We start from the raw sequence: 23,794 nt of genomic DNA on the forward strand, positions 1-23,794 counted from the left end.
TTTACAGGCTCTAAATTTTAAAAATATTTTACGTTTTGATCTCACAAAATACAATTGATACTGTTTTTGAAACTGCTCGTGTAGAGGAGGTTATTGGTGATTTCGTAAATTTAAAACGCGCCGGAAGTAATTTTAAAGGTCTGAGTCCGTTCTCAGATGAGCGCTCTCCGTCGTTTATGGTGTCGCCAGCAAAAGGAATCTGGAAAGATTTTAGTACCGGAAAAGGAGGGAACTCTGTTAAATTTTTAATGGAACACTCACAATTTACCTATCCGGAAGCCATTCGGTATTTAGCCAGAAAATACAATATTGAAATTGAAGAAACTGAACAGACAGATGCTGAAAAAGCCATTACGGATGTTCGCGAAAGTATGTACTTGGTTTCAGAATTTGCAAAAGAATATTTTCATAATACACTTTTACATTCAGAAGAAGGAAAAGCAATTGGACTTTCCTATTTTAAAGAAAGAGGTTTTACCAACGAAACCATCAAGAAATTCAGTTTAGGATATTCACCGGAAACCTGGGACGCACTGACCAAAGAAGCTTTGGGTAAAGGATACAAACTGGAATTTCTGGAAAGCACGGGTTTGACAATTGCCAGAGAAGATCGCCCTTTTGACCGTTTTAAGGGTCGTGTAATGTTTCCTATAGAAAGTATGTCCGGACGAGTTTTAGGATTTGGAGGGCGTATTTTAACCAATGATAAAAAAGCAGCCAAATATTTAAATTCTCCCGAAAGTGATATTTACCATAAAAGTAGAGTGCTTTACGGAATTTTTCAGGCCAAACAATCGATCGCAAAACTCAACAATTGCTATTTGGTTGAAGGTTATACAGATGTAATCCAGTTTCATCAGGCCGGAATCGAGAATGTTGTTGCTTCTTCAGGAACGGCTTTAACGCCAGATCAGATTCGTTTGGTCAATCGTTTAACAAAAAACATTACTGTGCTTTTTGATGGAGATGCTGCAGGTTTGCGCGCGTCTATTCGAGGAATCGATTTGATTCTGGAAGAAGGAATGAACGTAAGAGTTTGTGGTTTTCCTGATGGGGAAGATCCGGATAGTTTTGCACGAAAAAATTCTCATGATGATTTAGTAGCCTATTTAGAAGCAAACAGCAAAGATTTTATACAGTTTAAAGCTTCAATTTTAATGAACGAAGCCAAAAACGACCCAATCAAAAAAGCAGATTTGATTCGGGATATGGTAACTAGTATTTCGAAAATACCAGACCGTATTCAGCGAGAAGTATATCTTCAGGAATGTGCCCGAATTATGGATATTTCTGAGCAGGTTTTAGTAAGCACACTGGCACAGTTGATTCAAAAAGATATTGCTGATGCTGATAAAAAGCAAAAGCAGCAACAAAAACCTTTTGAAGTAGTTAGAAACCAAAATCCAAATACCGGTTATTCTGGCGGCGATCCAGATGATCCAAGAACAGGTCCTCCGGATGATTATCCTGGAGAATCGGGATATCCGCAACAGGCAGAAAAAGTAGATATTCTATATGGTTTTGAACGCAAAATAATCGAAATATTATTGCTTTACGGAAGTGTTCTCGAAGATTTTGAAGATGTTTACTTAAAAGCCGATGAAGAAGGCGTTATTAAAGAAGTAAGCGAAAAAAGAAAATATAAGGTTTACGAAAAAGTATATTTAAGTCTTCAGGAAGATGAGGTGGAACTCTCCAATTCTTTATTCCAAAGTATTTTTAACGGTTTGATTGATTTCTACAACCAAAACGAAAGTTTTAGTTTAGATAAATATTTAATGCATTTACCACCGGAATTTGCTCAGGAAGTGACCAATATATTAATGGAAGATGAAAAAGTGGCTATTCACAATTGGGAAGGGCAAAATATTTTTCCAAAACATAAAAATGTAACAATAGAACAAAATGTTTCTGATACTATTTTCTCCATGCGCTGGTATTTGGTTTCAAAAATTATACAGGAATTAAAACAATCTTTATTGTCAGATCCGCAAGAAGATAATTCAGAGCTTTTATCTATGGTAGTTGATTATTCTAAGCTGCTGAATAATTTTTCAAGAAAATTAGGCAGGGTTGTAGTTCCTTATCACTAAAAACTTAAAAAGCTCTGTACTTAATAGTACAGAGCTTTTGTTTACGGTTTCTGGATTATTCAACTGATATTTGGAAGATATCAGCAAGAGTAATTTTACACCATTAAATAATTTCTAATGTCTTAGCTTTATTTACTAAGTCAACTAAATTAGTCACGTTTAATTTAGTTAATAATCTCAATTTGTAAGTACTGATCGTTTTTTCGTTCAGGTTTAAAATTTTAGAGATTTCATTATTCTTTTTACCATCGCTTAAGTAACGCAAAACCTCAATTTCGCGGTTCGAAAGTTTTCTGTACAAGCGTTCGCTTTTGCTTTGTTTAGCAATAAGCGCCATGTTTTTACGTACAGTTTCGTTGATAATAATTTTCCCTTCGTGTACTTTAATAATAGAAAGACCTAAAGTTTCAAGTTTTTCTGTTTTGTGCACGTACCCGGAAACTCCCGCTTTAATCGCGTTTGGAGCATACATTTGTTCAGCGAGATCACTGAAGATTACAATTTTTGTTTTCGGGAAATTTTTTAGGATAGATTTCACTTCGAAGATGCTCGAAAGACCTTCTAATTCTAAATCCAGAATTAGAATATCGATCTCCTTCGTCTGAAGAATATCTCTAACCATTGAAAAATTGCCTACGTTAGCAACAATTGAAATTTGATCGTGGTCTTTGAAATAAGATTTCACGCCAAAGTGAGTCACAGGATGATTGTCTGCAAGACATACTTTAATCATAATTTTACCTTTTTAGAATTATTATCATGTTTTTTGGAGCTGTAAAATTAATAAATAAATTCTGTAATTAATCGCAGACAAATGTTAAAAAGTTTTATTTTAACGTTTTTGGTATTAAACAGACAGGTATGGCATCCATTTTATGCTTGTTGCTGGTGTTTAAACGTTTATAAATTTCAAAGACAGATTTTTCTCTCCCTGTGAAGTCAGCTGGCGTCTTTCCTGACTCTGAGGCTTCCATTGCCCATTCAAGTTCGTCGTAACTTGCTCCCAATTGGTCCTCATCGGTTCTGTTATCACCAAATAAACCATCTGTAGGCGCTGCTGTTAAAATTGAGGCTGGAATTGTTAAAAATTCTCCAAGAGCATAAACATCAGACTTCATTAAGTCAGCAATTGGACTTAAATCGACTCCACCGTCTCCATATTTAGTATAAAAACCAACACCAAAGTCTTCTACCTTGTTCCCTGTTCCTGCAACTAATAAGCCATGAATTCCGGCTAAATAATATAATGACGTCATACGGATACGTGCACGTGTGTTAGCTAGTGATAAATTAACTTTTGTTGAATCTTCTGTAGATGGCACAGAAGCCTTAAAAGCTTCAAAAGTTGATGTTAAGTCAGTTTTTACATCCGAAACGTTAGGAAAACGCTTTTTCAATTGGTCAATATGTTCTCTTCCTCTCGAAACCTGACTTTCTGCCTGATGAATAGGCATTTCAACACATAGAACTTTTAAACCCGTCTGGGCACATAGAGTAGAAGTTACAGCAGAGTCAACTCCACCGGAAATTCCGATTACAAAACCATTTACTTTTGCATTGTTAGCGTAATTTTTTAACCACTCAACAATATGCGTATTTACTTTTTCTGCTTGAATTGTGCTTTTTTTAGTCATAATAGGTCAAGTTTAAGATACTGGAATGTATATTTGCACAAATATTTTTAAGTGCATGTTGTGCTTAAATTCATGCAACACAAATCTAATTAAAATAAAATGAAATTATATCGCTTTGTAGTGGTTCTGTGCTTGTTTTTTTTGTCTTGTGATCAAAAAAGTAAAGTAGAAAAAGCTGTTGAGGAAATTCCGGTTGATGTAAAAGTAGAACGTTTCGATAAAGTATTTTTTGAAACAAAACCTCAGGATTTAGCCAAAGTAAAAAAACAATATCCTTTCTTTTTCCCTGCCGGAAATGATGATAATGTGTGGCTGAATAAAATGCAGGATCCAATCTGGAGAGAAGTTTACACAGAAGTTGAAAAAAAATATTCCAATTTTGAACCTGTTCGTGAAGAATTCAATGCGCTTTTCCAACACGTAAAATATTATTTTCCTGAAACTAAAATACCAAAAGTAATTACGGTAATTGGAGAAATGGATTATAATGCAAAAGCAATTTACGCAGATAGTCTGGTTATTGTTGCATTAGAATTGTATTTGGGAAAAAACCATAAGTTTTATGAATTTCCCAATTACCTGAAAGAGAATTTTGAGGAAAGGCAAATTATGCCTGATGTAGTTTCTAGTTTTTCTTTTAGAAAAATTCAGGCTTCTGCGGATAGAACTTTGCTTTCTCAAATGATTTTTGAAGGAAAACAATTGTATGCCAAAGATTTGCTTTTACCAGACTATACAGATGCAGAAAAAATGGGTTATACGTCAGAACAAATAAAATGGTGTGAAGAAAATGAAGAATACATGTGGCGTCATTTTATTGAAAATGAAATGCTGTATAGTGAAGATCCTAAATTAAATACCCGATTTATTGCTCCTGCACCATTTTCTAAATTTTATCTTGAAATAGATAACGATTCTCCCGGAAGAGTTGGTGCCTGGATTGGCTGGCAAGTAGTACGTTCGTTCATGAAAAATAATAATGTAACGCTGCCGGAATTATTAAAAACAAATGCTAAAGAAATTTTCGAAAAGTCCAAATATAAACCTAAGAAATAATGTCAGATACAATAAACTCAGAAATTAAATTCAATATAGAATTAGACGAAAACCGTGTTCCTGAAAAATTAACATGGAGCGCGCAAGACGGTGGCGTACAAGCTGAAGAAGCAAAAGCAATAATGTTGTCTATTTGGGATAGCAAAGCTAAAGAAACAATGCGTATTGATTTGTGGACAAAAGATATGCCGGTTGATGAAATGAAAATTTTCTTTCACCAAACATTAGTAGCAATGTCAGATACGTTTAAACGTGCCACAGACGACGAAAAGATGGCAGATACAATGAAAGATTTCTGTGATTATTTTGCAGAGAAACTGGAACTTACTAAATAAATCCCAATATTTTAAATTCCAAATTCCAAACTATACGGGAAACCTTTGTCAAAGTTTTAAACCTTGACAAAGGTTTTTTTATACAAAGTTTGACAAAATAACCCAAGGAATTGAAATTCCAAATAAAAAAATCCCAAATTCCAATTATAAATTGGAATTTGGGATTTTCTATTTGATTATTCCTTTTATTGGAATTTGGAATTTAAATTTTGGAATTTTAAAACTGACTATTGTTCTTAAAAACTTCCTGATTTACTTCGTCGATATAAGATAAAAGTTCTTCTTTTCCGGTGGATTCTGTAGATGAGGTTACAAAATATCGAGGCATTTCTTCCCAGTTATTAGCAAACATTTGTTTTTTGTAAGCTGCAACATGCGAATCTATTTTTACTTTACTGATTTTGTCTGCTTTAGTAAAAATAATGCAAAACGGAATTTCGCTTTCGCCCATATATGACATAAATTCAATGTCAATATTTTGAGCTTCGTGGCGAATATCAATCAAAACAAAAGCGCATACAAGCTGTTCTCTCGTTTCAAAATAATCGGTAATAAATTGTTGAAAAACAGATTTTGTTTTCTTAGATACTTTAGCATAACCGTAACCCGGTAAGTCGACTAAAAACCAATTGTTATTGATTTTAAAGTGATTTATAAGTTGTGTTTTTCCAGGTCTTCCGGATGTTTTTGCTAAATTTTTATGATTGGTAATCATGTTAATCAACGATGATTTACCAACATTTGATCTTCCGATAAAAGCATATTCCGGCAAAAAATCCTGTGGACATTTTGCAACTTCAGAATTACTGATAATAAATTCGGCGGTTGTAATTTTCATGTGTTTTGTTTTTAAAACCTCCTTAAAATCGAAAGTTAAGTGCTATAAATTCTTTTTAACGAGCCATTCTTCAAGAATTGCATTAAATTCCTGAGGATGTTCCATCATAGCAGCGTGTCCACATTTGTCTATCCAGTATAAAGATGAATTAGGCAATAATTTATCAAATTCTTCGGCCACATTTGGTGGAGTTACGGCATCATTTTTACCCCAAATAATACAGGTTTCCACTGTCATTTTTGGTAAATCTTTGGCCATATTGTGGCGAATAGCACTCTTTGCAATCGTTAAGGTTTTGATTAATTTAATGCGGTCATTTACGGTTGCATAAACTTCATCTATCAATTCCGGAGTAGCAATTTTTGGATCATAAAAAACATCTTCAGCTTTCTTTCTGATGTATTCATAATCACCTCTTTTTGGATAACTGTCTCCCATTGCGCTTTCGTAAAGACCAGAACTTCCGGTAATTACAAGGCCGGCAACTTTTTCAGGATATAATTTTGTATGGTAAAGAGCAATATGTCCTCCAAGTGAATTACCTAATAAAATTACTTTATCAAAACCTTTAAAAGTGATAAAGTCTTTTACATATTTCGCAAAACTTTTTACGTTCGTTTTTAGAATACTTTGGGTATATATTGGCAAATCAGGGATAACAACTTTGTATCCTTTTGTTGGGAAATATTCTGCTACAGCATCAAAGTTACTTAGACCTCCCATTAAGCCGTGTAAAATTACGATAGGAGTTCCTTCTCCAGCTTCATAATAGCTGTATTTGCCTTCTTTTTTGTAGTTTTTGTCCATTTAATCTAATGCCAATTTCAATTTGGACAAATATAGGGTTTAATAAATAAAAATAAATTTTTGGTGACATTTTTTAACTAGATAATTTCAGTAGAATTTATAAGTGGTTAAAAATCAGGTTTTATTGTTTAAAAATGAATAATTGCCAAATGTTAAAAAATTAATATTATGGCTAATTTTTAAGAGAAAGTCTATGTATTTTTTGCAATTGTTAAACAGAATTATCAATTCAATAATTATAATCTATCGTATTGATTATCTATTAATTAAGTGAGTTGTGGTAAAAGTGGTTAAACTTATTAACAAAGTGGTAGATTGTGGTAAAATGTGGTATTTTTTTTTATATTTTTGCTGTATAACATGTTAATGAATTTTTCTTGAACACAATTGTAGGAACATACGAGTGTAAAGTCGATGCTAAAGGAAGGCTAATGATGCCTGCACCTTTAAAAAAGCAATTGGCTTCATCTCTTCAGGACGGTTTCGTTTTGAAGCGCTCTGTTTTTCAACCGTGTTTAGAATTATATCCAATGGACGAATGGAATTTGATGATGCAAAAAATCAACAAGCTTAATCGTTTTGTAAAAAAGAACAATGATTTTATCCGAAGATTTACTGCAGGAGTTAAAGTGGTAGAAATCGATGCATTAGGGAGGTTATTGGTTCCAAAGGATTTGGTTGCTTTTTCAAGTATTTCAAAAGATGTGGTTTTTTCATCTGCGGTTAATATTGTGGAGATTTGGGATAAGGATTTATATGAAAAATCAATAAGCGGCGAAGATATGGATTTTGCAGATTTAGCCGAAGAAGTAATGGGAAATATTAATGACGACGACAATGGAATATCATAATCCGGTTTTACTTCATCCTACAGTTGATGGTTTAGATATTAAACCAGACGGAATATATGTAGATGTAACATTTGGTGGCGGAGGTCATTCAAAAGAAATTTTGAAACGATTGGGACCAAACGGAAAATTGTTTGCTTTTGATCAGGATGAAGATGCGCTTGCAAATGCATTACCGGATGAAAGGTTTACCTTAATTAATGAGAACTTTAGATTCATAAAAAGATTTTTACGTTTTCACGGAGTAAAAAGTGTAGATGGAATTTTGGCAGATTTAGGAGTTTCATCCCATCAGTTTGATGTTCCGGAGCGAGGTTTCTCAACCAGATTTGATGCCGATCTGGATATGCGGATGAATCAGAAAAGTGATTTAAATGCTTATCGGGTGGTTAACGAATATGAAGAACAGGATTTACGTCGTGTTTTTTTTGATTATGGGGAGTTGAAAAATGCACCCGTTTTGGCAAGAACAATTGTAGAAGCCAGAGAGCATAGACCAATTAAAACAACAGATGAATTAAAAGAAGTTCTGGCAAAATATTTACCGGAACGAGTTAAAAATAAAATATTAGCGCAGATTTATCAGGCGATTAGAATTGAGGTAAATCAGGAAATGGATGTTTTAAAAGAATTTATCGAGCAATCGTTAGAAATTTTAAAACCGGGCGGAAGATTTTCAGTAATCTCTTATCATTCTTTAGAAGACAGATTGGTAAAAAGATTTATTAAAAACGGAATGTTTGAAGGAGAGCCTGAGCGTGATTTTTTTGGAAACTTCTCAGTTCCTTTTAAAACCATTGGAAAATTAATTGTTCCTGATGATACTGAAATTAAAATTAATAACAGAGCAAGAAGCGCAAAATTAAGAATTGCTGAAAAGATATAATTAAGGTATAAAAATGAAAGGCGGAGTATTTAGCATATTAAAAGCAAGATTTCTATTAAACGATGACGCGGTAAAAAACTGGCGGTTTATTGTTTTCCTTATTCTGCTTGCCATAATAATGATTGCCAATACGCAACGATACGAGCAAAAGGTTTTTGAAATTGCAAAACTGAATAATGAAGTAAAAGAATTACGATCAGAATTTGTAGACAGAAGATCAGAATTAATGAAGTTAAAAATGGAGTCGACGATATCGGATAAAATGCAGGAAAAGCAAATTTTTCCGTCAACGGTTCCTCCTGTAAAAATAGAAGTTAAAAAAGAAGAAGAAAAAAATTTCTTTAAAAGAATATGGCAGTAGACGATAAACATATATCCTACAGAATTTACCTCGTAGCAGTTTTCATCTTTTTGATGGCAATTGCTATTGTTGTTAAATTGACTAATATTCAATGGGTTGAAGGAGATTACTATAGAAAACTGGCAAAACAGCGTACCATTAAGAATTTTATAATTCCGGCAAATAAAGGAAATATCTATTCTGCAGACGGAAGTTTGCTCGCAACATCAATACCTAATTATGAAATTAGATTTGATGCAAAAGCGCCAAAAACAGAAACTTTTGAAAAGCATGTAAAAGCGTTATCAGATTCATTAGCAACGGTTTTGGATAGACCGGGAGGTTACTATGAAAAAGAATTAAGAAAAGCCAGAGAAAATAAAAATCGCTACTATTTAATAGGACGCAATTTGAGTTATACCGAATATGTAAAAATAAAAGGATTTCCATTGTTTAATTTAGGTCCGTTTAAAGGCGGAATTATCATCGAGCAGGAAACAGTTAGAAAACATCCAATAGGAAAAATTGCTGAAAGAACCATTGGTTATGACCGAATTGATCCCGCGACAGGAGTAGAGGTAGGTAAAGGAATCGAATGGGCTTTTAAAAGTTACCTGAACGGAAAAGACGGTAAAATTTTAAAACAAAAAATTGCAAAAGGGCAGTGGAAACCAATTCGTGATTTAAACGAAGTTGATCCTATCGATGGTTACGATGTAATCTCGACAATAGATGTTTTTATTCAGGATATTGCACACCACGCTTTGTTGAAACAATTGGAAGATTACGAAGCCGATCACGGTTGTGTGGTAGTTATGGAAACAGAAACCGGTCACGTAAAAGCAATTTCGAATTTAGGAAGAGCAGAAGACGGATCGTATTACGAAACCACAAATTATGCTGTTGCAGAATCTCATGAGCCAGGTTCGACTTTTAAATTAGTCGATTTAATGGCAATTTTAGAAGATAAAGTAGCAGATACAAGTACGGTTTACGATAGTCACGGCGGACAAGTAAAATATTACGGGCGTCCTGTTAATGATTCGCATCATGGAGGTTATGGAAAAGTTTCATTAGCACGTGGTTTCGAACTTTCGTCAAATACCGTAATGGTTCAGGCAGTTTATGACAACTATAAAAGCAATCCATCCAAATTTGTGAATCACATTAAGAGTTATGGATTAGATAAACCGTTAGGATTGCATTTTAAAGGAGAAGGAAGGCCATATATACCAAAACCAGGAGATAAACATTGGTCGGGAATTTCACTTCCGTGGATGGCTTTTGGATATGAAGTTTCAGTTACACCAATGCAGACACTGGCATTTTACAATTCAGTTGCCAATAATGGTGTAATGGTGAGGCCGCAATTTGTGTCAGAAATTAAAGAGTGGAATAAGACCATTAAAAAGTTTGATGTTGAAGTAATGAACCCAAGAGTTTGTTCACAGGAAACTATTAAAAAACTGAAAGCAGTATTAGAGAATGTTGTAAAAAAAGGAACAGGATCAAAATTGTATTCGAAAGATTTTTCGATGGCAGGAAAAACAGGAACAGCTCAGATGAATTATGGAGGGAAAGAAGGGAAATCAGCGTTGTATTACGCTTCTTCTTTCGTAGGATACTTCCCGGCAGATCATCCTAAATATTCTTGTATTGTAGTGGTTCACAAACCAAATACATCTAAGAATAATTATTATGGTGCCGATGTTGCAGGTCCGGTTTTTAAAAGAATCGCTCAAAAAATATTTACAGATGCGCCATCAACCAATAAAATTAAAAAACTGGATTCAAGAGTTCCAAAACAGGATTCTAGTTATGATAAATATTATGTAGTTGAAGCCAATAAAAAATCAAATCGAATTCCGGATTTAAAAGGAATGCCGGGAATGGATGCTATCGCTTTACTAGAAAATTTAGGTTTGAGAGTAAAAGTAAACGGAGTAGGAAAAGTAAAAAAACAGTCGTTACAAGCTGGACAAAATATTAGTAAAAACACAACTATAGTATTAGAATTATCGTGAAAATACTGAAAGACATATTATATAAAGTAGCTATTGAGTCTGTAACAGGTTCGACAGAAATCGCTGTAAACAAAATTGATTTCGATTCAAGAAAAATTGAAGACAATGATGTTTTTATAGCCATTCGCGGATCACTTTCTGATGGTCATGATTATATCGAAAAAGCAATTCAGTTAGGTGCAATTGCTGTTATTTGTGATACTTTACCAGAGAATCCTGCAAAAGGAATCACTTATATAAAAGTAAAAGATACCAATACGGCATTGGCTTTTATGGCAGCTAATTATTTTGGAAATCCTTCTGAAAAATTAAAATTAGTTGGCGTAACCGGTACAAACGGAAAAACAACAATTGCGTCATTATTGTTTCAGTTGTTTCAAAAAGCAGGTTTTAAAGTTGGTTTATTATCAACCGTAAAAATCATGGTTGATGAAACAGAATATAATGCAACACATACAACTCCGGATTCTATCACCATTAATCATTATTTAAATGAGATGATTGAAGCTGGTGTAACGCATTGTTTTATGGAGGTGAGTTCGCATGGAATTCACCAAAAACGTACAGAAGCTTTGCATTTTGTTGGAGGGATTTTTACGAATCTTTCGCACGATCATTTAGATTATCATCCAACTTTTGCAGAATACAGAGATGTAAAAAAATCATTTTTTGATTCATTGCCAAAAACGGCTTTCGCTTTATCCAATATAGATGATAAAAACGGACCCGTAATGCTTCAAAATACGGTTGCAAGAAAAAGAACTTACGCTCTAAAAACTTATGCTGATTTTAAAGCTCAAATTTTAGAAAGCCAATTGTCAGGTTTATTATTGAAAGTAAATGATAACGAAGTTTGGGTAAAACTTATCGGAACTTTTAATGCTTATAATGTCCTGGCTATTTATGTAACTGCGGTGGAATTAGGAATGGACAGTTTAGAAGCTTTGCGTTTATTGTCTGATTTAGAAAGTGTTTCAGGACGTTTTCAGTATATCATTTCAGAAGGAAATATTACAGCAATTGTAGATTATGCGCATACGCCTGATGCCTTAGACAATGTTTTAAAAACGATTGCCGACATCCGAACTAAAAACGAACAATTGATTACGGTTGTAGGCTGCGGCGGAAACAGGGATAAAACTAAAAGACCAATTATGGCTAAAATTGCTACAGATTTAAGCGATAAAGCCATTTTAACATCTGATAATCCAAGAAATGAAGATCCTGAAGTGATTTTGGATGAAATGGAAAAAGGTGTTGAACCACAGAATTATAAAAAAATGCTGAGAATTACAGACAGGAAGCAAGCTATTAAAACGGCTTGTCAATTGGCTCAGCCTAATGATATTATATTAATTGCCGGAAAAGGACACGAGACCTATCAGGAAATAAATGGAGTTCGTCATCATTTTGATGATATGGAAACTGTAAAAGAAATATTAGATCAGCTAAATAAATAATAATCAGTTTTTAAATCCGAAAATGCCACAGAATAAATTGGAATTTGGAGTTTCAAAATTGGAGTTTAAAACAAAAAGATATGCTATACTATTTATTTGAATATTTGAGAAAAACATTAGACATGCCGGGAGCAGGGGTTTTTCAGTACATTACTTTTAGATCAGCGTTGGCATTTATGCTTTCGTTGCTTCTATCAACAATTTACGGAAAACGGGTTATCAATTTTTTGCGTAAGCAGCAAGTTGGTGAAACAGTTCGTGAGCTTGGTCTTGCTGGTCAAAATGAAAAAGCAGGAACACCAACAATGGGTGGCTTGATTATCATTTTTGCCACTATTGTGCCAGTTTTATTGTTTGCTCGTTTGCAAAATATTTACATCGTATTGCTTATTGTAACTACACTTTGGATGGGAACAATTGGTTTTGTGGATGATTATATCAAAATATTCAAAAAAGATAAACAAGGGCTTAAAGGAATTTTTAAAGTTATTGGACAAGTCGGGTTAGGACTTATTGTAGGTACTGTTTTGTATTTCAATCCTGCTGTGACCGTAAGAACCGATACTGGAAGAACTGATTTATTGAAAGCAAATACGACTACAACTCTGGTTGTACCAGCACCTGTTGAAGAAAAATCAACTGCAACAACAATTCCATTCGTAAAAAATAATGAATTTGATTATGCAGAAGTTTTATCGTTTTTAGGAGATGGATATGAAAAATGGGCATGGTTGATTTTTATTCCCGTAGTGATTTTTATCATCACAGCAGTTTCTAACGGGGCTAACTTAACAGATGGAATTGATGGACTCGCCGCAGGAACCTCGGCAATATCCGTCCTCGCACTCGGAATATTTACGTTTGTTTCAGGAAATATAATTTTTTCGAATTACCTCAATATAATGTACATACCCAATTCAGGAGAAATGACGGTTTTTATATCTGCCTTTGTGGGAGCTTTGATCGGATTTCTCTGGTATAATTCCTATCCCGCCTCTGTTTTTATGGGGGATACCGGAAGTTTAACCATTGGTGGAATCATTGCAGTTTTGGCAATTGCGGTTCGTAAAGAAATTTTGATCGTATTGTTTTGCGGAATTTTCCTTGCGGAAAGTGCTTCAGTAATTATTCAGGTGGCATATTTTAAATATACAAAGAAACGTTTTGGCGAAGGCCGAAGAATTTTTCTGATGTCGCCATTACATCATCATTATCAAAAAAAGGGCTATCATGAAAGTAAAATCGTAACCCGATTCTGGATTGTTGCCATTATGTTAGCCATATTATCAATTGTTACCTTGAAACTTAGATAAGTTCAATTAAAAATTTAGAATTAAAAATTAAAAGATTGTTTGTTCGGGTAGATGAAGGAGAATATTATTCAAGAGAAGTCATTTCTCTTTGCAGTTAGAATAGTTAATTTATACAAACATCTAACAAATACAAAAAAAGAGTTTGTTTTAAGTAAACAACTTTTAAGAAGTGGAACTTCAATAGGAGCAAATATTGAAGAATCAATAGGAGGAAGATCGGATAAAGAGTTTTTGTTTAAACTTGAGATTTCATACAAGGAAGCAAGAGAAACAATTTACTGGTTGAAATTATTAAAAGCAACAGATTATATTTCTGTAAATGAATTCGAAAGTATTCATAACGAAGCAGAAGAAATATGTAAAATATTAGCGAAAATTATAATAACCTTAAAAGGGAAAAAGTGATGCAATTAGAAGCCTCGTGTATTAGATTTTTAATTTTTAATTCTCAATTTTTAATTTATAAATTATGAGACTAGTTGTTTTAGGCGGAGGAGAAAGTGGCGTTGGAACGGCTATTCTCGGAAAGAAAAAAGGATACGATGTTTTTGTTTCTGATTTTGGAAAGATAAAAGAAAGCTATAAAGAAGTTCTTATAATTAATGGGATTGCCTGGGAAGAAGAGCAACACACAGAAGACCTGATTTTGAATGCCGATGTCGTCATGAAAAGTCCGGGAATTCCAGAGAAATCTCCCATAGTAAAAAAGCTTGTCGCAGCGGGGATTAAAGTGATTTCGGAAATTGAATTTGCTAAACCGTTTACAGAAGCTCTTACAATTGGAATTACAGGAAGTAATGGTAAAACTACCACAACAATGTTAACGCATCACTTATTGAAATCGGCAGGTTTGAATGTAGGGTTGGGAGGAAACATCGGAAAAAGTTTTGCATGGCAGGTAGCCGAAAATAAATATGATGCATACGTTCTTGAATTAAGTAGTTTTCAACTTGACGGAATAATAGAATACAGACCTGATATTGCAATAATTACAAATATAAGTCCGGATCATTTAGACCGATATGAGTATAAGTATCAAAATTATATCGATTCGAAGTTTCGAATAACAATGAACCAGACTGAAAGCGATTATTTGATTTACGATGCAGATGATGAAGCAAGTACAGAATGGTTAAAAAACAACAAAACAAAAGCAAAATTAATTCCTTTTTCACTAACAAAAAGTTTTGACGAAGGAGCTTCTATAAATAACAACAAAATGGAAATAAAGATCAACCAAGAAGAGTTTACAATGGAAACAGAATACATTGCGTTAGAAGGAAAACATAATATGAAAAATGCAATGGCAGCAAGCTCTGTAGCAAAATTGATGCAAATTAGAAATGCAACAATTCGCGAAAGTTTATCAAATTTTCAAGGTGTTGAACACCGTTTAGAAAAAGTATTAAAAATTCAGAATGTACAATACATCAACGATTCAAAAGCGACAAATGTAAACGCTACTTTTTTTGCTTTAGACAGTATGAATGTACCAACAGTTTGGATTGTGGGTGGTGTTGATAAAGGAAACGATTACAACGAATTGATGTCATTAGTTCGCGAAAAAGTAAAAGCAATTATTTGTCTTGGAGTTGATAATCATAAAATTATTAATGCTTTTGGAGCTGTTGTTGACATCATGGTCGAAGTAAACAACATGAACGATGCAGTAAAAACAGCACAAAGATTAACAGAAAAAGGTGATGCTGTTTTATTGTCTCCGGCTTGCGCAAGTTTCGATTTATTCGAAAACTACGAAGACAGAGGAAAACAGTTTAAACAAGCAGTTCACAACCTGTAAAAGAAAAATAGTTTCAGGTTTCAAGTTTCACGTTAGGCGAAACTTGAAACCTGAAACAAAAGAAACCTGAAACTAAAAGCAATGAAGGAGTTAGTTAACAAATTAAAAGGAGATAGAGTAATATGGTCATTCGTGGCTTTATTAGCGCTGTTTTCGTTTATGCCTGTTTTTAGTGCGAGTAGTAATTTGGCTTATATCGGTCACGGAACAGGAAATACGTTGGGCTATTTGGTAAAACACTTGGCGCACATTTGTATTGGTTTCATGATTATTTATTGGGTGCATAAAGTTCCGTATCATTATTTTAGGGCGATTTCAAAAATTGCTTTGCCTGTAGTATGGATTTTATTGCTTTATACATTGCTAAAAGGAACCGTAATCGCAGGTGCAAATGCAAGTCGTTGGATCCAGGTTCCTTTTATCGGAATCACATTCCAGACTTCAACTTTGGCGTCTATAGTTTTGTTCATTTATGTAGCAAGATATTTATCAAAAACCAAAGAAGAAAATGAGCCGTTTCAAACCTCATTTGTACAGCTTTGGATTCCGGTTTTTATTACGTTGGTACTTATTCTACCAGCTAACTTTTCGACAACAGCGTTGATTTTTTCAATGGTTATGATGTTGACTTTTATTGGTAAGTATCCATTAAAATATATCGGTTTTATTATCGGTTCAGGAATCGCAATGCTGGCTTTCTTTTTATTAGTTGCCAAAGCATTTCCGGAATCAAGATTCTTTAGCAGGGTAGCAACCTGGGAAAGTCGTATTACGAACTTTACTACAGATAAGCCTGATGAAGATGATTATCAAATTGAAAAAGCAAAAATCGCCATTGCATCGGGGAGATTAGGAGGTTTAGGACCAGGGAAAAGTGTTCAGAAAAACTTTTTGCCACAATCTTCTTCCGATTTTATTTATGCAATTGTTGTAGAAGAATATGGTTTAGTTGGTGGCGTTTCGATTTTGCTTTTGTATTTATTGCTTTTGTTCAGATTTGTAATTGCATCTCATAAAGCCAACACATTATTTGGAAAATTAGTCGTCGTTGGGCTCGGTTTTCCGATGATATTTCAGGCGATGATTAATATGGCTGTTGCAGTAGAATTATTGCCTGTAACAGGGCAAACACTTCCGCTGATAAGTAGTGGAGGTAGTTCGATCTGGATGACGTGTTTCGCTCTCGGAATTATCATTAGTGTGACTAAAAAAGATGAAGAAATCGTAGAAGAGCAACAAGAAAAAGAAAGAAGAAAAGAAGCACTTCAAAGATTAATTGATAAAGAATTGGCAGAAGAAGACTTGCCGATTGATGAGAGAGAAGAAATTAGAGGAGAAATCTACGAAGGAGAACCAATGTATTCCATCGAAGATAATTCAAGAAATCCGATGAATGCTGTTTTAAATAAATAAAAAGAAAAAGAGAATAGCTTTTAGAGCTTATAACTTTTAAAGATATGACAAAGTATAAATTCATATTAAGTGGTGGCGGAACTGGCGGACATATTTATCCGGCAATCGCTATTGCAAATGAGTTAAAATTACAATTTCCTGATGCAGAATTTCTTTTTGTGGGTGCCAAAGATAAAATGGAAATGCAAAAAGTGCCTCAGGCTGGTTATGAAATAAAAGGCCTTTGGATTGCCGGTTTGCAAAGAAAACTGACGTTACAAAATATGATGTTTCCATTGAAATTGGCAACAAGTTTGTTAGAGTCAAGAAGAATCATCAGACAATTTAAACCTAATGTAGTAATAGGAACTGGAGGTTTTGCCAGTGGACCATTATTGCAAGCGGCAGGAGGAGCAGGAATTCCGACAGTAATTCAGGAGCAAAATTCATTTCCGGGAATTACAAATAAATTGCTAAGCAAAAAAGCCAATGCTATTTGCGTCGCATACGAAAATTTAGAGCGCTTTTTTCCAAAAGAAAAAATTGTTTTAACAGGAAATCCGGTTCGTCAGGATTTAATTGATATTGACAGCAAAAGAGAAGAAGCAATTGCTTTTTACGGTTTAGATCCAAACAAAAAGACATTATTGGTTTTAGGTGGAAGCTTAGGAGCCAGAAGAGTCAACCAGTTAATAGAAAAAGAACTGCAAAGTATACTTTCACAAGATGTTCAGATTATCTGGCAATGCGGAAAATTATATTTTGAAGATTATAAAAAATACAATCAGCCAAACGTAAGAGTAGTTGATTTTATTGAAAGAATGGATTTTGTGTACGCTGCCGCAGATGTGATTATTTCACGTGCAGGAGCATCGTCAGTTTCGGAATTATGTATTGTGGGGAAACCAGTAATTTTTATTCCATCACCAAACGTTGCTGAAGATCATCAAACCAAAAATGCGCAGGCAATTGTAGATGCGAAAGGAGCGGTTTTATTAAAAGAATCAGATTTGGAAAGTCAGTTTAGTATCGTTTTTGAAGCTTTATTAAAAGATAAAGGAAAACAAAGTCAATTAAGTGAAAATATTAAAAAACTGGCCAGACCGAATGCTGTAAAAGTTATAGTAGAGGAAATTAAAAAGTTGTTATAATATAACTTTTTAAGATAATTATAGAACAGAATAAAAAAATTAGAACGCTATTTTTAGGTGTTTTGAGTTATTAAAATAAGAAAATTACAAAGGCTTAACTACTAGTTTTTTATACAATAAAGCAACCTGTAAATAGCTCAAAATTAGAAATTAAAATGAATTTAAATCAAATACAAAACGTTTATTTTATTGGTATTGGAGGCATCGGAATGAGTGCGCTGGCCCGTTATTTCAAATATATTGGAAAACAGGTTTCAGGCTACGACAAAACGCCATCAATGCTAACAAGTGAATTAATTGAAAGTGGTATTGATATTCATTTTGAAGATAATATCAGTTTGATTCCAAGTGATTATTTTGTAGAGAATACTTTGGTAATTTTTACGCCTGCCGTGCCTAAAACACATTCTGAATGGAATTATTTCATAGAAAGAAATTACGAAATTAAAAAGCGTGCAGAAGTTTTGGGACTTATAACCAAAGATACTTTCAGTTTTGCCGTTGCAGGAACGCATGGAAAAACAACAACGTCAAGTATTCTGGGTCACATTTTATACGAAAGCGGTGCAGATGTAACAGCTTTTGTGGGCGGAATTGTAGAGAATTACAACTCTAATTTAATTGGAAGTGGAAAAACCGTAACAGTTGTAGAAGCAGATGAATTTGACCGTTCGTTTTTGCATTTGCACCCAAATATTGCCTGTATAACATCAATGGATGCAGATCATTTGGATATTTATGGAACAAGTGATGCAATTGAAGCTTCGTTTGTAGAATTTGCTAATAAAGTTGAAAATAAAAACAATTTGTTTATAACCAAAGAATTGCCTCTTGAAGGAGTGCAATGTGCTATAAATGAAGATGCTATATATAAGGCGTTTAATGTTAGAATAGAAGACGGAAGTTATGTTTTTGATGTGCAGACGCCATCAGAAATCATGAAAGATTTACGTTTTGGATTGCCAGGAAAACACAATTTAATGAATGCTTTGATGGCTATTGCAATGGCAAAAACTTTCGGGACTGCTACAGATTCGATTGCAAAAGCATTGGTTTCTTTTAACGGAATAAGAAGACGTTTTTCTTATCAGATTAAATCTGACAAATTAGTTTATATAGATGATTATGCACATCATCCAACAGAAATAAATGCTGTACATCAAGCAGTTAGGGAATTGTATCCAAATCGTAAAGTTTTGGCCATTTTTCAGCCGCATTTGTTTAGCAGAACAAGAGATTTTGCCGACGGATTTGCCGAAAGTTTATCTCTATTTGACGAAGTGTTCTTGATGGATATTTATCCGGCACGCGAATTACCGATGGAAGGGATTACATCTGATTGGCTGTTAGGAAAAATGACAAATTCGAACAAAAAAATTGTTGCAAAAAGTGATTTATTAGCGCAAATCAAAGCCAGTGATGCGCCAATAATTGTGACAATAGGAGCTGGTGATATTGGAGAAATGGTTCCGTCAATTAAAAAAATGCTAAATGAAAATATTTAATTGGACAAATATTCGATTAGTACTCATTTTTGGGCTTGTACTTTTTTTATATTCGTTTGCCCAGCATCGAAATGGAGATAGAAAATTGAAGAAATGCATGGTTGTTTTTGTAGGAGAAAACACACTGTTCATAAAGCCTGAAGCGGTTAATAAATTGTTAATAGAAAATAAAAAAGACGCTTCCACTATCCGAAAAGATGAAGTAGATTTGAATAAGATAGAAAAAACCCTTGATACGCAAGACATGATTGAAAAGTCGGATGTTTTTGTAAGTATCGATGGAGTTCTAAAAGCGATAGTAAAACAGAAGACACCAATAGCGAGAGTTTATGATGGTGATAACTCTTTTTATATTGACTATGAGGGAAATAAAATGCCTTTATCAGACAATTTTACGGCGCGGGTTCCTCTCGTTTCAGGGGCAATAAATAAAAAAAATAACGAAGATTTAGCTACCTTATTTCGCACAATTTATGACGATGCGTTTTTGAAAAAAAACATCATTGCAATTCAAATTATGCCTAATGGTAGCCTAAAAATGTTTAATAGAAATTATAATTACTTTATCGATTTTGGCAGAACGATGAATGTTGACAAGAAATTTAATAACTATAAAGCCTTTTTTCAAAAAGCAGTTTTAGATAGTTCGTTATATAAATACAATAAGATTGACCTGAGATTTACGGAACAAGTAGTTTGCACAAAATAATAGAAAATGGAAAAAGATAATATTGCAGTAGGTCTAGATATTGGAACAACCAAAATAGTTGCCATGATAGGCAAGAAGAACGAGTATGGTAAATTGGAAATTTTGGGTATTGGTAAATCCAAAAGTTTGGGTGTTGCGAGAGGTGTTGTAAACAACATTACGCAAACTATTCAATCAATTCAACAAGCTATTTTAGAAGCAGAAAATAATTCAGGATATAAAATTAAGGATGTTGTTGTAGGTATTGCCGGACAGCACATTAGAAGTATACAGCATACAGATTACATCAGCCGTAGTAATCCGGAAGAAGTAATTGGCGAAAATGATATTCAGCTTTTAATTGATCAGGTTAATAAACTTGCGATGTTACCGGGAGAAGAAATTATTCACGTTTTGCCTCAGGAATTTAAAATCGACGGACAATCTGAAATTAAAGAACCAATCGGAATGTACGGCGGAAGATTAGAATCTAGTTTTCACGTGGTGGTTGGACAAGCGTCTTCTATTAGAAATGTTGGAAGATGTATTCAGAGCTCAGGAATTGAGTTGTCCGGATTAACATTAGAACCGTTGGCTTCGGCAGATGCAGTTTTAAGTCAGGAAGAAAAAGAAGCTGGTGTAGCCCTTATCGATATCGGTGGCGGAACAACAGATTTAGCTATTTTTAAAGATGGTATTATTCGTCATACTGCTGTAATTCCTTTCGGAGGAAATGTAATTACAGAAGATATTAAAGAAGGCTGTTCGATTATCGAAAAACAAGCAGAGCTTTTAAAAATAAAATTCGGATCAGCCTGGCCGGGAGAAAATAAAGACAACGAAATTGTTTCTATCCCTGGCTTAAGAGGAAGAGAGCCAAAAGAAATTTCGCTTAAAAACTTATCTAAAATTATTCACGCCCGTGTTGTGGAAATTGTAGAACAGGTTTTTGCAGAAATTAAAGCTTACGGACACGAAGATCCTCGTAAAAAACTAATTGCAGGAATTGTGCTTACAGGTGGTGGAGCTCAGCTAAAACATATAAAACAATTAGTGGAGTACATTACAGGAATGGACACCAGAATTGGATATCCAAACGAGCATTTAGCAGGAAATTCAAGCGAAGAAATTTCAAGTCCATTATTTGCAACTGCTGTTGGTTTAGTAATGAACAGTATCGAAAATAGCACACAAAGTGCTGTTAGAATGGAACTTGTAAATGAGCAGCCAAAAGTAGTATACAGAAACGTTCCGCCTCAGGCACAACAACCTGTTCAGCCGCGATACGAAGTTGAAGAAAACTACGTTGAAAGAGTAGAAGCTTTTGAACCGCCAAGAGAAGTTAGAAGTAACGTGGCTACAAAAGACGAGTCTACAGAAACAAAAATAAGAAGATCATTTTTTGATCGTTATGTCGATAAAATTAAAGATTTTTTAGACAACGCAGAATAATAAAGTAAAACGAAAAGGATTACTTTTTGCCCCAAGTCAAGAAGTAAAAAATGTATTTAATAAGAATTTCAAAACCAAAAAGATGATGAGCAACTCAGAATTTGGAAGTATTTCATTTGATTTACCGAAAAACCAATCAAATGTAATCAAAGTAATAGGTGTTGGTGGAGGCGGAAGTAACGCAATCAACCACATGTTCAAGCAAGGTATTAAAGGGGTAGATTTTATCGTTTGTAATACAGACTCACAAGCACTTCAAAATAGCGCTGTACCAAATAAAATTCAGTTAGGTATGAACTTAACAGAGGGTCTTGGAGCAGGAGCAAACCCTGATGTAGGACAGCAATCTGCTATTGAAAGTATCGCTGATATCGAAAAAATGTTAGACCGTGGTACTAAGATGGTATTTATTACGGCTGGTATGGGTGGTGGTACCGGTACTGGTGCTGCTCCGGTAATTGCACAATTGGCAAAAGAAAGAGAAATTTTGACCGTTGGTATCGTAACAATCCCATTTCAGTTTGAAGGAAAGGTACGTCAGGAACAAGCGCTTTTAGGAATCGAAAAATTACGTAAACAAGTAGATTCTTTAATTGTAATCAACAATAATAAATTAAGAGAAGTATACGGAAATCTTGGTTTTAAAGCTGGATTTTCTAAAGCGGATGAAGTTTTGGCAACAGCCTCAAGAGGGATTGCTGAAGTAATTACACATCACTATACTCAAAATATTGATTTACGTGACGCAAGAACTGTTTTAGCAAACAGCGGAACTGCGATCATGGGATCTTCTGTTGCCGAAGGCGAAAACAGAGCAAAAGATGCTATTATTTCAGCATTGGATTCTCCGTTATTAAACGACAACAAAATTACAGGAGCCAAAAACGTATTGTTGCTTATCGTTTCTGGATCTGATGAAATTACGCTTGACGAAATTGGAGAAATCAACGATCATATCCAGGCAGAAGCAGGTTACAACGCAAATATTATCATGGGAGTTGGTGAAGACGAAACTCTTGGTGAGGCTATTGCCGTAACTATTATTGCTACTGGTTTTGATGTTGAACAACAAAATGAAATTGTAAATACAGAACCTAAGAAAATCATTCATACGTTGGAAGATGAACAAAGAAGTGTTCATAATTTAACGAATAAAGCACTTACATCTTTCGATTTAAGCAGTAGTACACCAACTGCGAAATCAGAAGAAAAAATTGTTTTTGATTTGATGGAAGATACGGTTGTTGCTCCCGTGATTCAGACTCCTCCGGTTGCTGTTGCTCCAGTAATCAATCAGGAAGAGTTAGTAGTAATGTCAGAGTTTATTAAAAATCTGGATGTAACTTTTGAAATCGTTTCGCCAATTACAGATATCGATTTTACTATTTCTACTCCGCAAGCGCAAACTTTTCAGGAAGTAAAACCTGTTCAAAGAGTATTTGAAAAAGAAGAACAAACAACGTTTTCTTTTGACTTGCCTCTTTTTAGAGCAGAGCCGGAAGTAAAGAAAGAACCGGTTGTTGAAGATACTAGAATTTTGTTTGAATTAACAAACGAAACACGTAATATTAAGGTAAATGATCCTGTTTCATTTGTTCCGGTAACTGAAGTTGCTGAAAACGGAATCATCAAATATTCTTTAGAAGAATATATGGAGGTTGAAAATGATTTAATCACATCTAAACCAGTTGAAAAAGTGGTAGAAGATGTAGTTCCTGAGGAATTGAATATCACTTTGAAACCAAAAGTTGATTTTGCACAGGAAGCTGCTTTTACAACAACAGATCATGCGTCTCCGATGGAATTAACAATCGAAGAAACATTACGTTTAAGAGCAGAAGAAAGAAGAAAGAAACTAAAAGAATTTAATTATAAATTCCATAACAATGTTTCTAGAATTGATGAACTAGAAAAAGAGCCTGCTTACAAAAGATTAGGTATTGATCTTTCAAATAATCAATCTAATACAACTAATTCGAGAATCTCTGTTGGTACAGATAGTAATAACGATTTACAATTACGTTCAAACAATTCATTTTTGCACGATAACGTAGATTAATATTACATTCATAATAATAGGATAACCCGAAAATTGGATTTAATTTTCGGGTTATTTTTTTTATCTTCGCACAGAATTTAAAAATTTGACTTCTATGCTTAACCTTTAAAGT

Annotated in this window: 21 protein-coding genes; 17 read left to right on the top strand and 4 right to left on the bottom strand. The window is 34.0% G+C overall.

The window, feature by feature from the left end:
- The first annotated feature begins 35 nt into the window (after positions 1 to 35).
- On the top strand, positions 36 to 2,093 hold the full coding sequence (dnaG, locus tag AC4FQ3_RS13045) for a DNA primase (protein ID WP_042563785.1): 2,058 nt from the start codon (positions 36 to 38) through the stop codon (positions 2,091 to 2,093).
- 103 nt (positions 2,094 to 2,196) lie between these two features.
- Here the strand turns inward: dnaG and AC4FQ3_RS13050 are convergent, their stop codons facing one another.
- Together AC4FQ3_RS13050 and nadE are read right to left on the bottom strand one after the other, a co-directional pair.
- The gene (locus tag AC4FQ3_RS13050) at positions 2,197 to 2,826 is read right to left on the bottom strand and encodes a response regulator transcription factor (RefSeq protein WP_026730588.1); all 630 of its coding nucleotides are present in this window, start codon (positions 2,824 to 2,826) and stop codon (positions 2,197 to 2,199) included.
- A gap of 94 nt (positions 2,827 to 2,920) precedes the next feature.
- Positions 2,921 to 3,727 carry an NAD(+) synthase gene (gene nadE / locus AC4FQ3_RS13055; protein WP_042563786.1) on the bottom strand — a complete coding sequence of 269 codons (807 nt, stop codon included), beginning with the start codon at positions 3,725 to 3,727 and terminating at the stop codon, positions 2,921 to 2,923.
- A 99-nt stretch (positions 3,728 to 3,826) separates the two neighbouring features.
- Between nadE and gldB the strand changes: the two genes are divergently transcribed.
- Both gldB and gldC read left to right on the top strand, forming a co-directional pair.
- Positions 3,827 to 4,783: a gliding motility lipoprotein GldB gene (gene gldB / locus AC4FQ3_RS13060; RefSeq protein WP_491182122.1), complete on the top strand. Its 957-nt coding sequence runs from the start codon at positions 3,827 to 3,829 to the stop codon at positions 4,781 to 4,783.
- On the top strand, positions 4,783 to 5,118 hold the full coding sequence (gene gldC / locus AC4FQ3_RS13065; protein ID WP_042563788.1) for a gliding motility protein GldC: 336 nt from the start codon (positions 4,783 to 4,785) through the stop codon (positions 5,116 to 5,118). The genes gldB and gldC overlap by 1 nt, the downstream gene beginning before the upstream one ends.
- 217 nt (positions 5,119 to 5,335) lie before the next feature.
- Here the strand turns inward: gldC and yihA are convergent, their stop codons facing one another.
- Both yihA and AC4FQ3_RS13075 read right to left on the bottom strand, forming a co-directional pair.
- Entirely contained in the window at positions 5,336 to 5,956 is a 621-nt protein-coding gene (yihA, locus tag AC4FQ3_RS13070; RefSeq protein WP_042563789.1) for a ribosome biogenesis GTP-binding protein YihA/YsxC, read from the bottom strand.
- A 42-nt stretch (positions 5,957 to 5,998) separates the two neighbouring features.
- Positions 5,999 to 6,763 (bottom strand): alpha/beta fold hydrolase, encoded by a 765-nt coding sequence (locus AC4FQ3_RS13075; protein WP_042563790.1) that lies wholly within the window; start codon positions 6,761 to 6,763, stop codon positions 5,999 to 6,001.
- A gap of 377 nt (positions 6,764 to 7,140) precedes the next feature.
- Here AC4FQ3_RS13075 and AC4FQ3_RS13080 point away from each other — a divergent pair, with 377 nt between their 5' ends.
- The 14 genes from AC4FQ3_RS13080 (at position 7,141) to ftsZ (ending at position 23,682) form a co-directional block, all read left to right on the top strand.
- Positions 7,141 to 7,614, top strand: coding sequence for a division/cell wall cluster transcriptional repressor MraZ (locus AC4FQ3_RS13080; RefSeq protein WP_042563791.1), 474 nt, complete (start codon positions 7,141 to 7,143; stop codon positions 7,612 to 7,614).
- Positions 7,589 to 8,497, top strand: a complete 909-nt coding sequence (gene rsmH, locus AC4FQ3_RS13085; RefSeq protein WP_491182123.1) for a 16S rRNA (cytosine(1402)-N(4))-methyltransferase RsmH — start codon at positions 7,589 to 7,591, stop codon at positions 8,495 to 8,497. Before AC4FQ3_RS13080 ends, rsmH begins: the two co-directional genes overlap by 26 nt.
- Before the next feature lie 13 nt (positions 8,498 to 8,510).
- Positions 8,511 to 8,858, top strand: a complete 348-nt coding sequence (locus AC4FQ3_RS13090; RefSeq protein ID WP_042563792.1) for an FtsL-like putative cell division protein — start codon at positions 8,511 to 8,513, stop codon at positions 8,856 to 8,858.
- Positions 8,849 to 10,861, top strand: a complete 2,013-nt coding sequence (locus tag AC4FQ3_RS13095) for a penicillin-binding protein (RefSeq protein WP_491182124.1) — start codon at positions 8,849 to 8,851, stop codon at positions 10,859 to 10,861. The genes AC4FQ3_RS13090 and AC4FQ3_RS13095 overlap by 10 nt, the downstream gene beginning before the upstream one ends.
- A complete protein-coding gene (locus AC4FQ3_RS13100; RefSeq protein WP_491182125.1) occupies positions 10,858 to 12,321 on the top strand; it encodes a UDP-N-acetylmuramoyl-L-alanyl-D-glutamate--2,6-diaminopimelate ligase in 1,464 nt (487 codons plus the stop codon). Before AC4FQ3_RS13095 ends, AC4FQ3_RS13100 begins: the two co-directional genes overlap by 4 nt.
- Before the next feature lie 80 nt (positions 12,322 to 12,401).
- Complete coding sequence (mraY, locus tag AC4FQ3_RS13105; protein ID WP_042564049.1) at positions 12,402 to 13,634, top strand: phospho-N-acetylmuramoyl-pentapeptide-transferase; 1,233 nt, start codon at positions 12,402 to 12,404, stop codon at positions 13,632 to 13,634.
- 51 nt (positions 13,635 to 13,685) lie between these two features.
- Entirely contained in the window at positions 13,686 to 14,039 is a 354-nt protein-coding gene (locus tag AC4FQ3_RS13110) for a four helix bundle protein (protein WP_491182126.1), read from the top strand.
- 64 nt (positions 14,040 to 14,103) lie between these two features.
- Positions 14,104 to 15,435 carry a UDP-N-acetylmuramoyl-L-alanine--D-glutamate ligase gene (gene murD, locus AC4FQ3_RS13115; protein WP_463462184.1) on the top strand — a complete coding sequence of 444 codons (1,332 nt, stop codon included), beginning with the start codon at positions 14,104 to 14,106 and terminating at the stop codon, positions 15,433 to 15,435.
- Positions 15,436 to 15,516: 81 nt separating this feature from the next.
- Positions 15,517 to 16,848 (top strand): FtsW/RodA/SpoVE family cell cycle protein, encoded by a 1,332-nt coding sequence (locus AC4FQ3_RS13120; protein ID WP_302094722.1) that lies wholly within the window; start codon positions 15,517 to 15,519, stop codon positions 16,846 to 16,848.
- 44 nt (positions 16,849 to 16,892) lie between these two features.
- The gene (murG, locus tag AC4FQ3_RS13125) at positions 16,893 to 17,978 is read left to right on the top strand and encodes an undecaprenyldiphospho-muramoylpentapeptide beta-N-acetylglucosaminyltransferase (RefSeq protein WP_491182127.1); all 1,086 of its coding nucleotides are present in this window, start codon (positions 16,893 to 16,895) and stop codon (positions 17,976 to 17,978) included.
- Between the two features lie 155 nt (positions 17,979 to 18,133).
- The gene (gene murC, locus AC4FQ3_RS13130) at positions 18,134 to 19,483 is read left to right on the top strand and encodes a UDP-N-acetylmuramate--L-alanine ligase (protein ID WP_491182128.1); all 1,350 of its coding nucleotides are present in this window, start codon (positions 18,134 to 18,136) and stop codon (positions 19,481 to 19,483) included.
- The gene (locus AC4FQ3_RS13135) at positions 19,470 to 20,192 is read left to right on the top strand and encodes a cell division protein FtsQ/DivIB (RefSeq protein ID WP_302094725.1); all 723 of its coding nucleotides are present in this window, start codon (positions 19,470 to 19,472) and stop codon (positions 20,190 to 20,192) included. Before murC ends, AC4FQ3_RS13135 begins: the two co-directional genes overlap by 14 nt.
- Positions 20,193 to 20,198: 6 nt before the next feature.
- Complete coding sequence (ftsA, locus tag AC4FQ3_RS13140) at positions 20,199 to 21,623, top strand: cell division protein FtsA (protein ID WP_073397085.1); 1,425 nt, start codon at positions 20,199 to 20,201, stop codon at positions 21,621 to 21,623.
- A gap of 82 nt (positions 21,624 to 21,705) precedes the next feature.
- Complete coding sequence (gene ftsZ, locus AC4FQ3_RS13145) at positions 21,706 to 23,682, top strand: cell division protein FtsZ (protein WP_491182129.1); 1,977 nt, start codon at positions 21,706 to 21,708, stop codon at positions 23,680 to 23,682.
- Positions 23,683 to 23,794 lie beyond the last annotated feature (112 nt).

The sequence above is a fragment of the Flavobacterium sp. AK-345 genome (assembly GCF_058310175.1).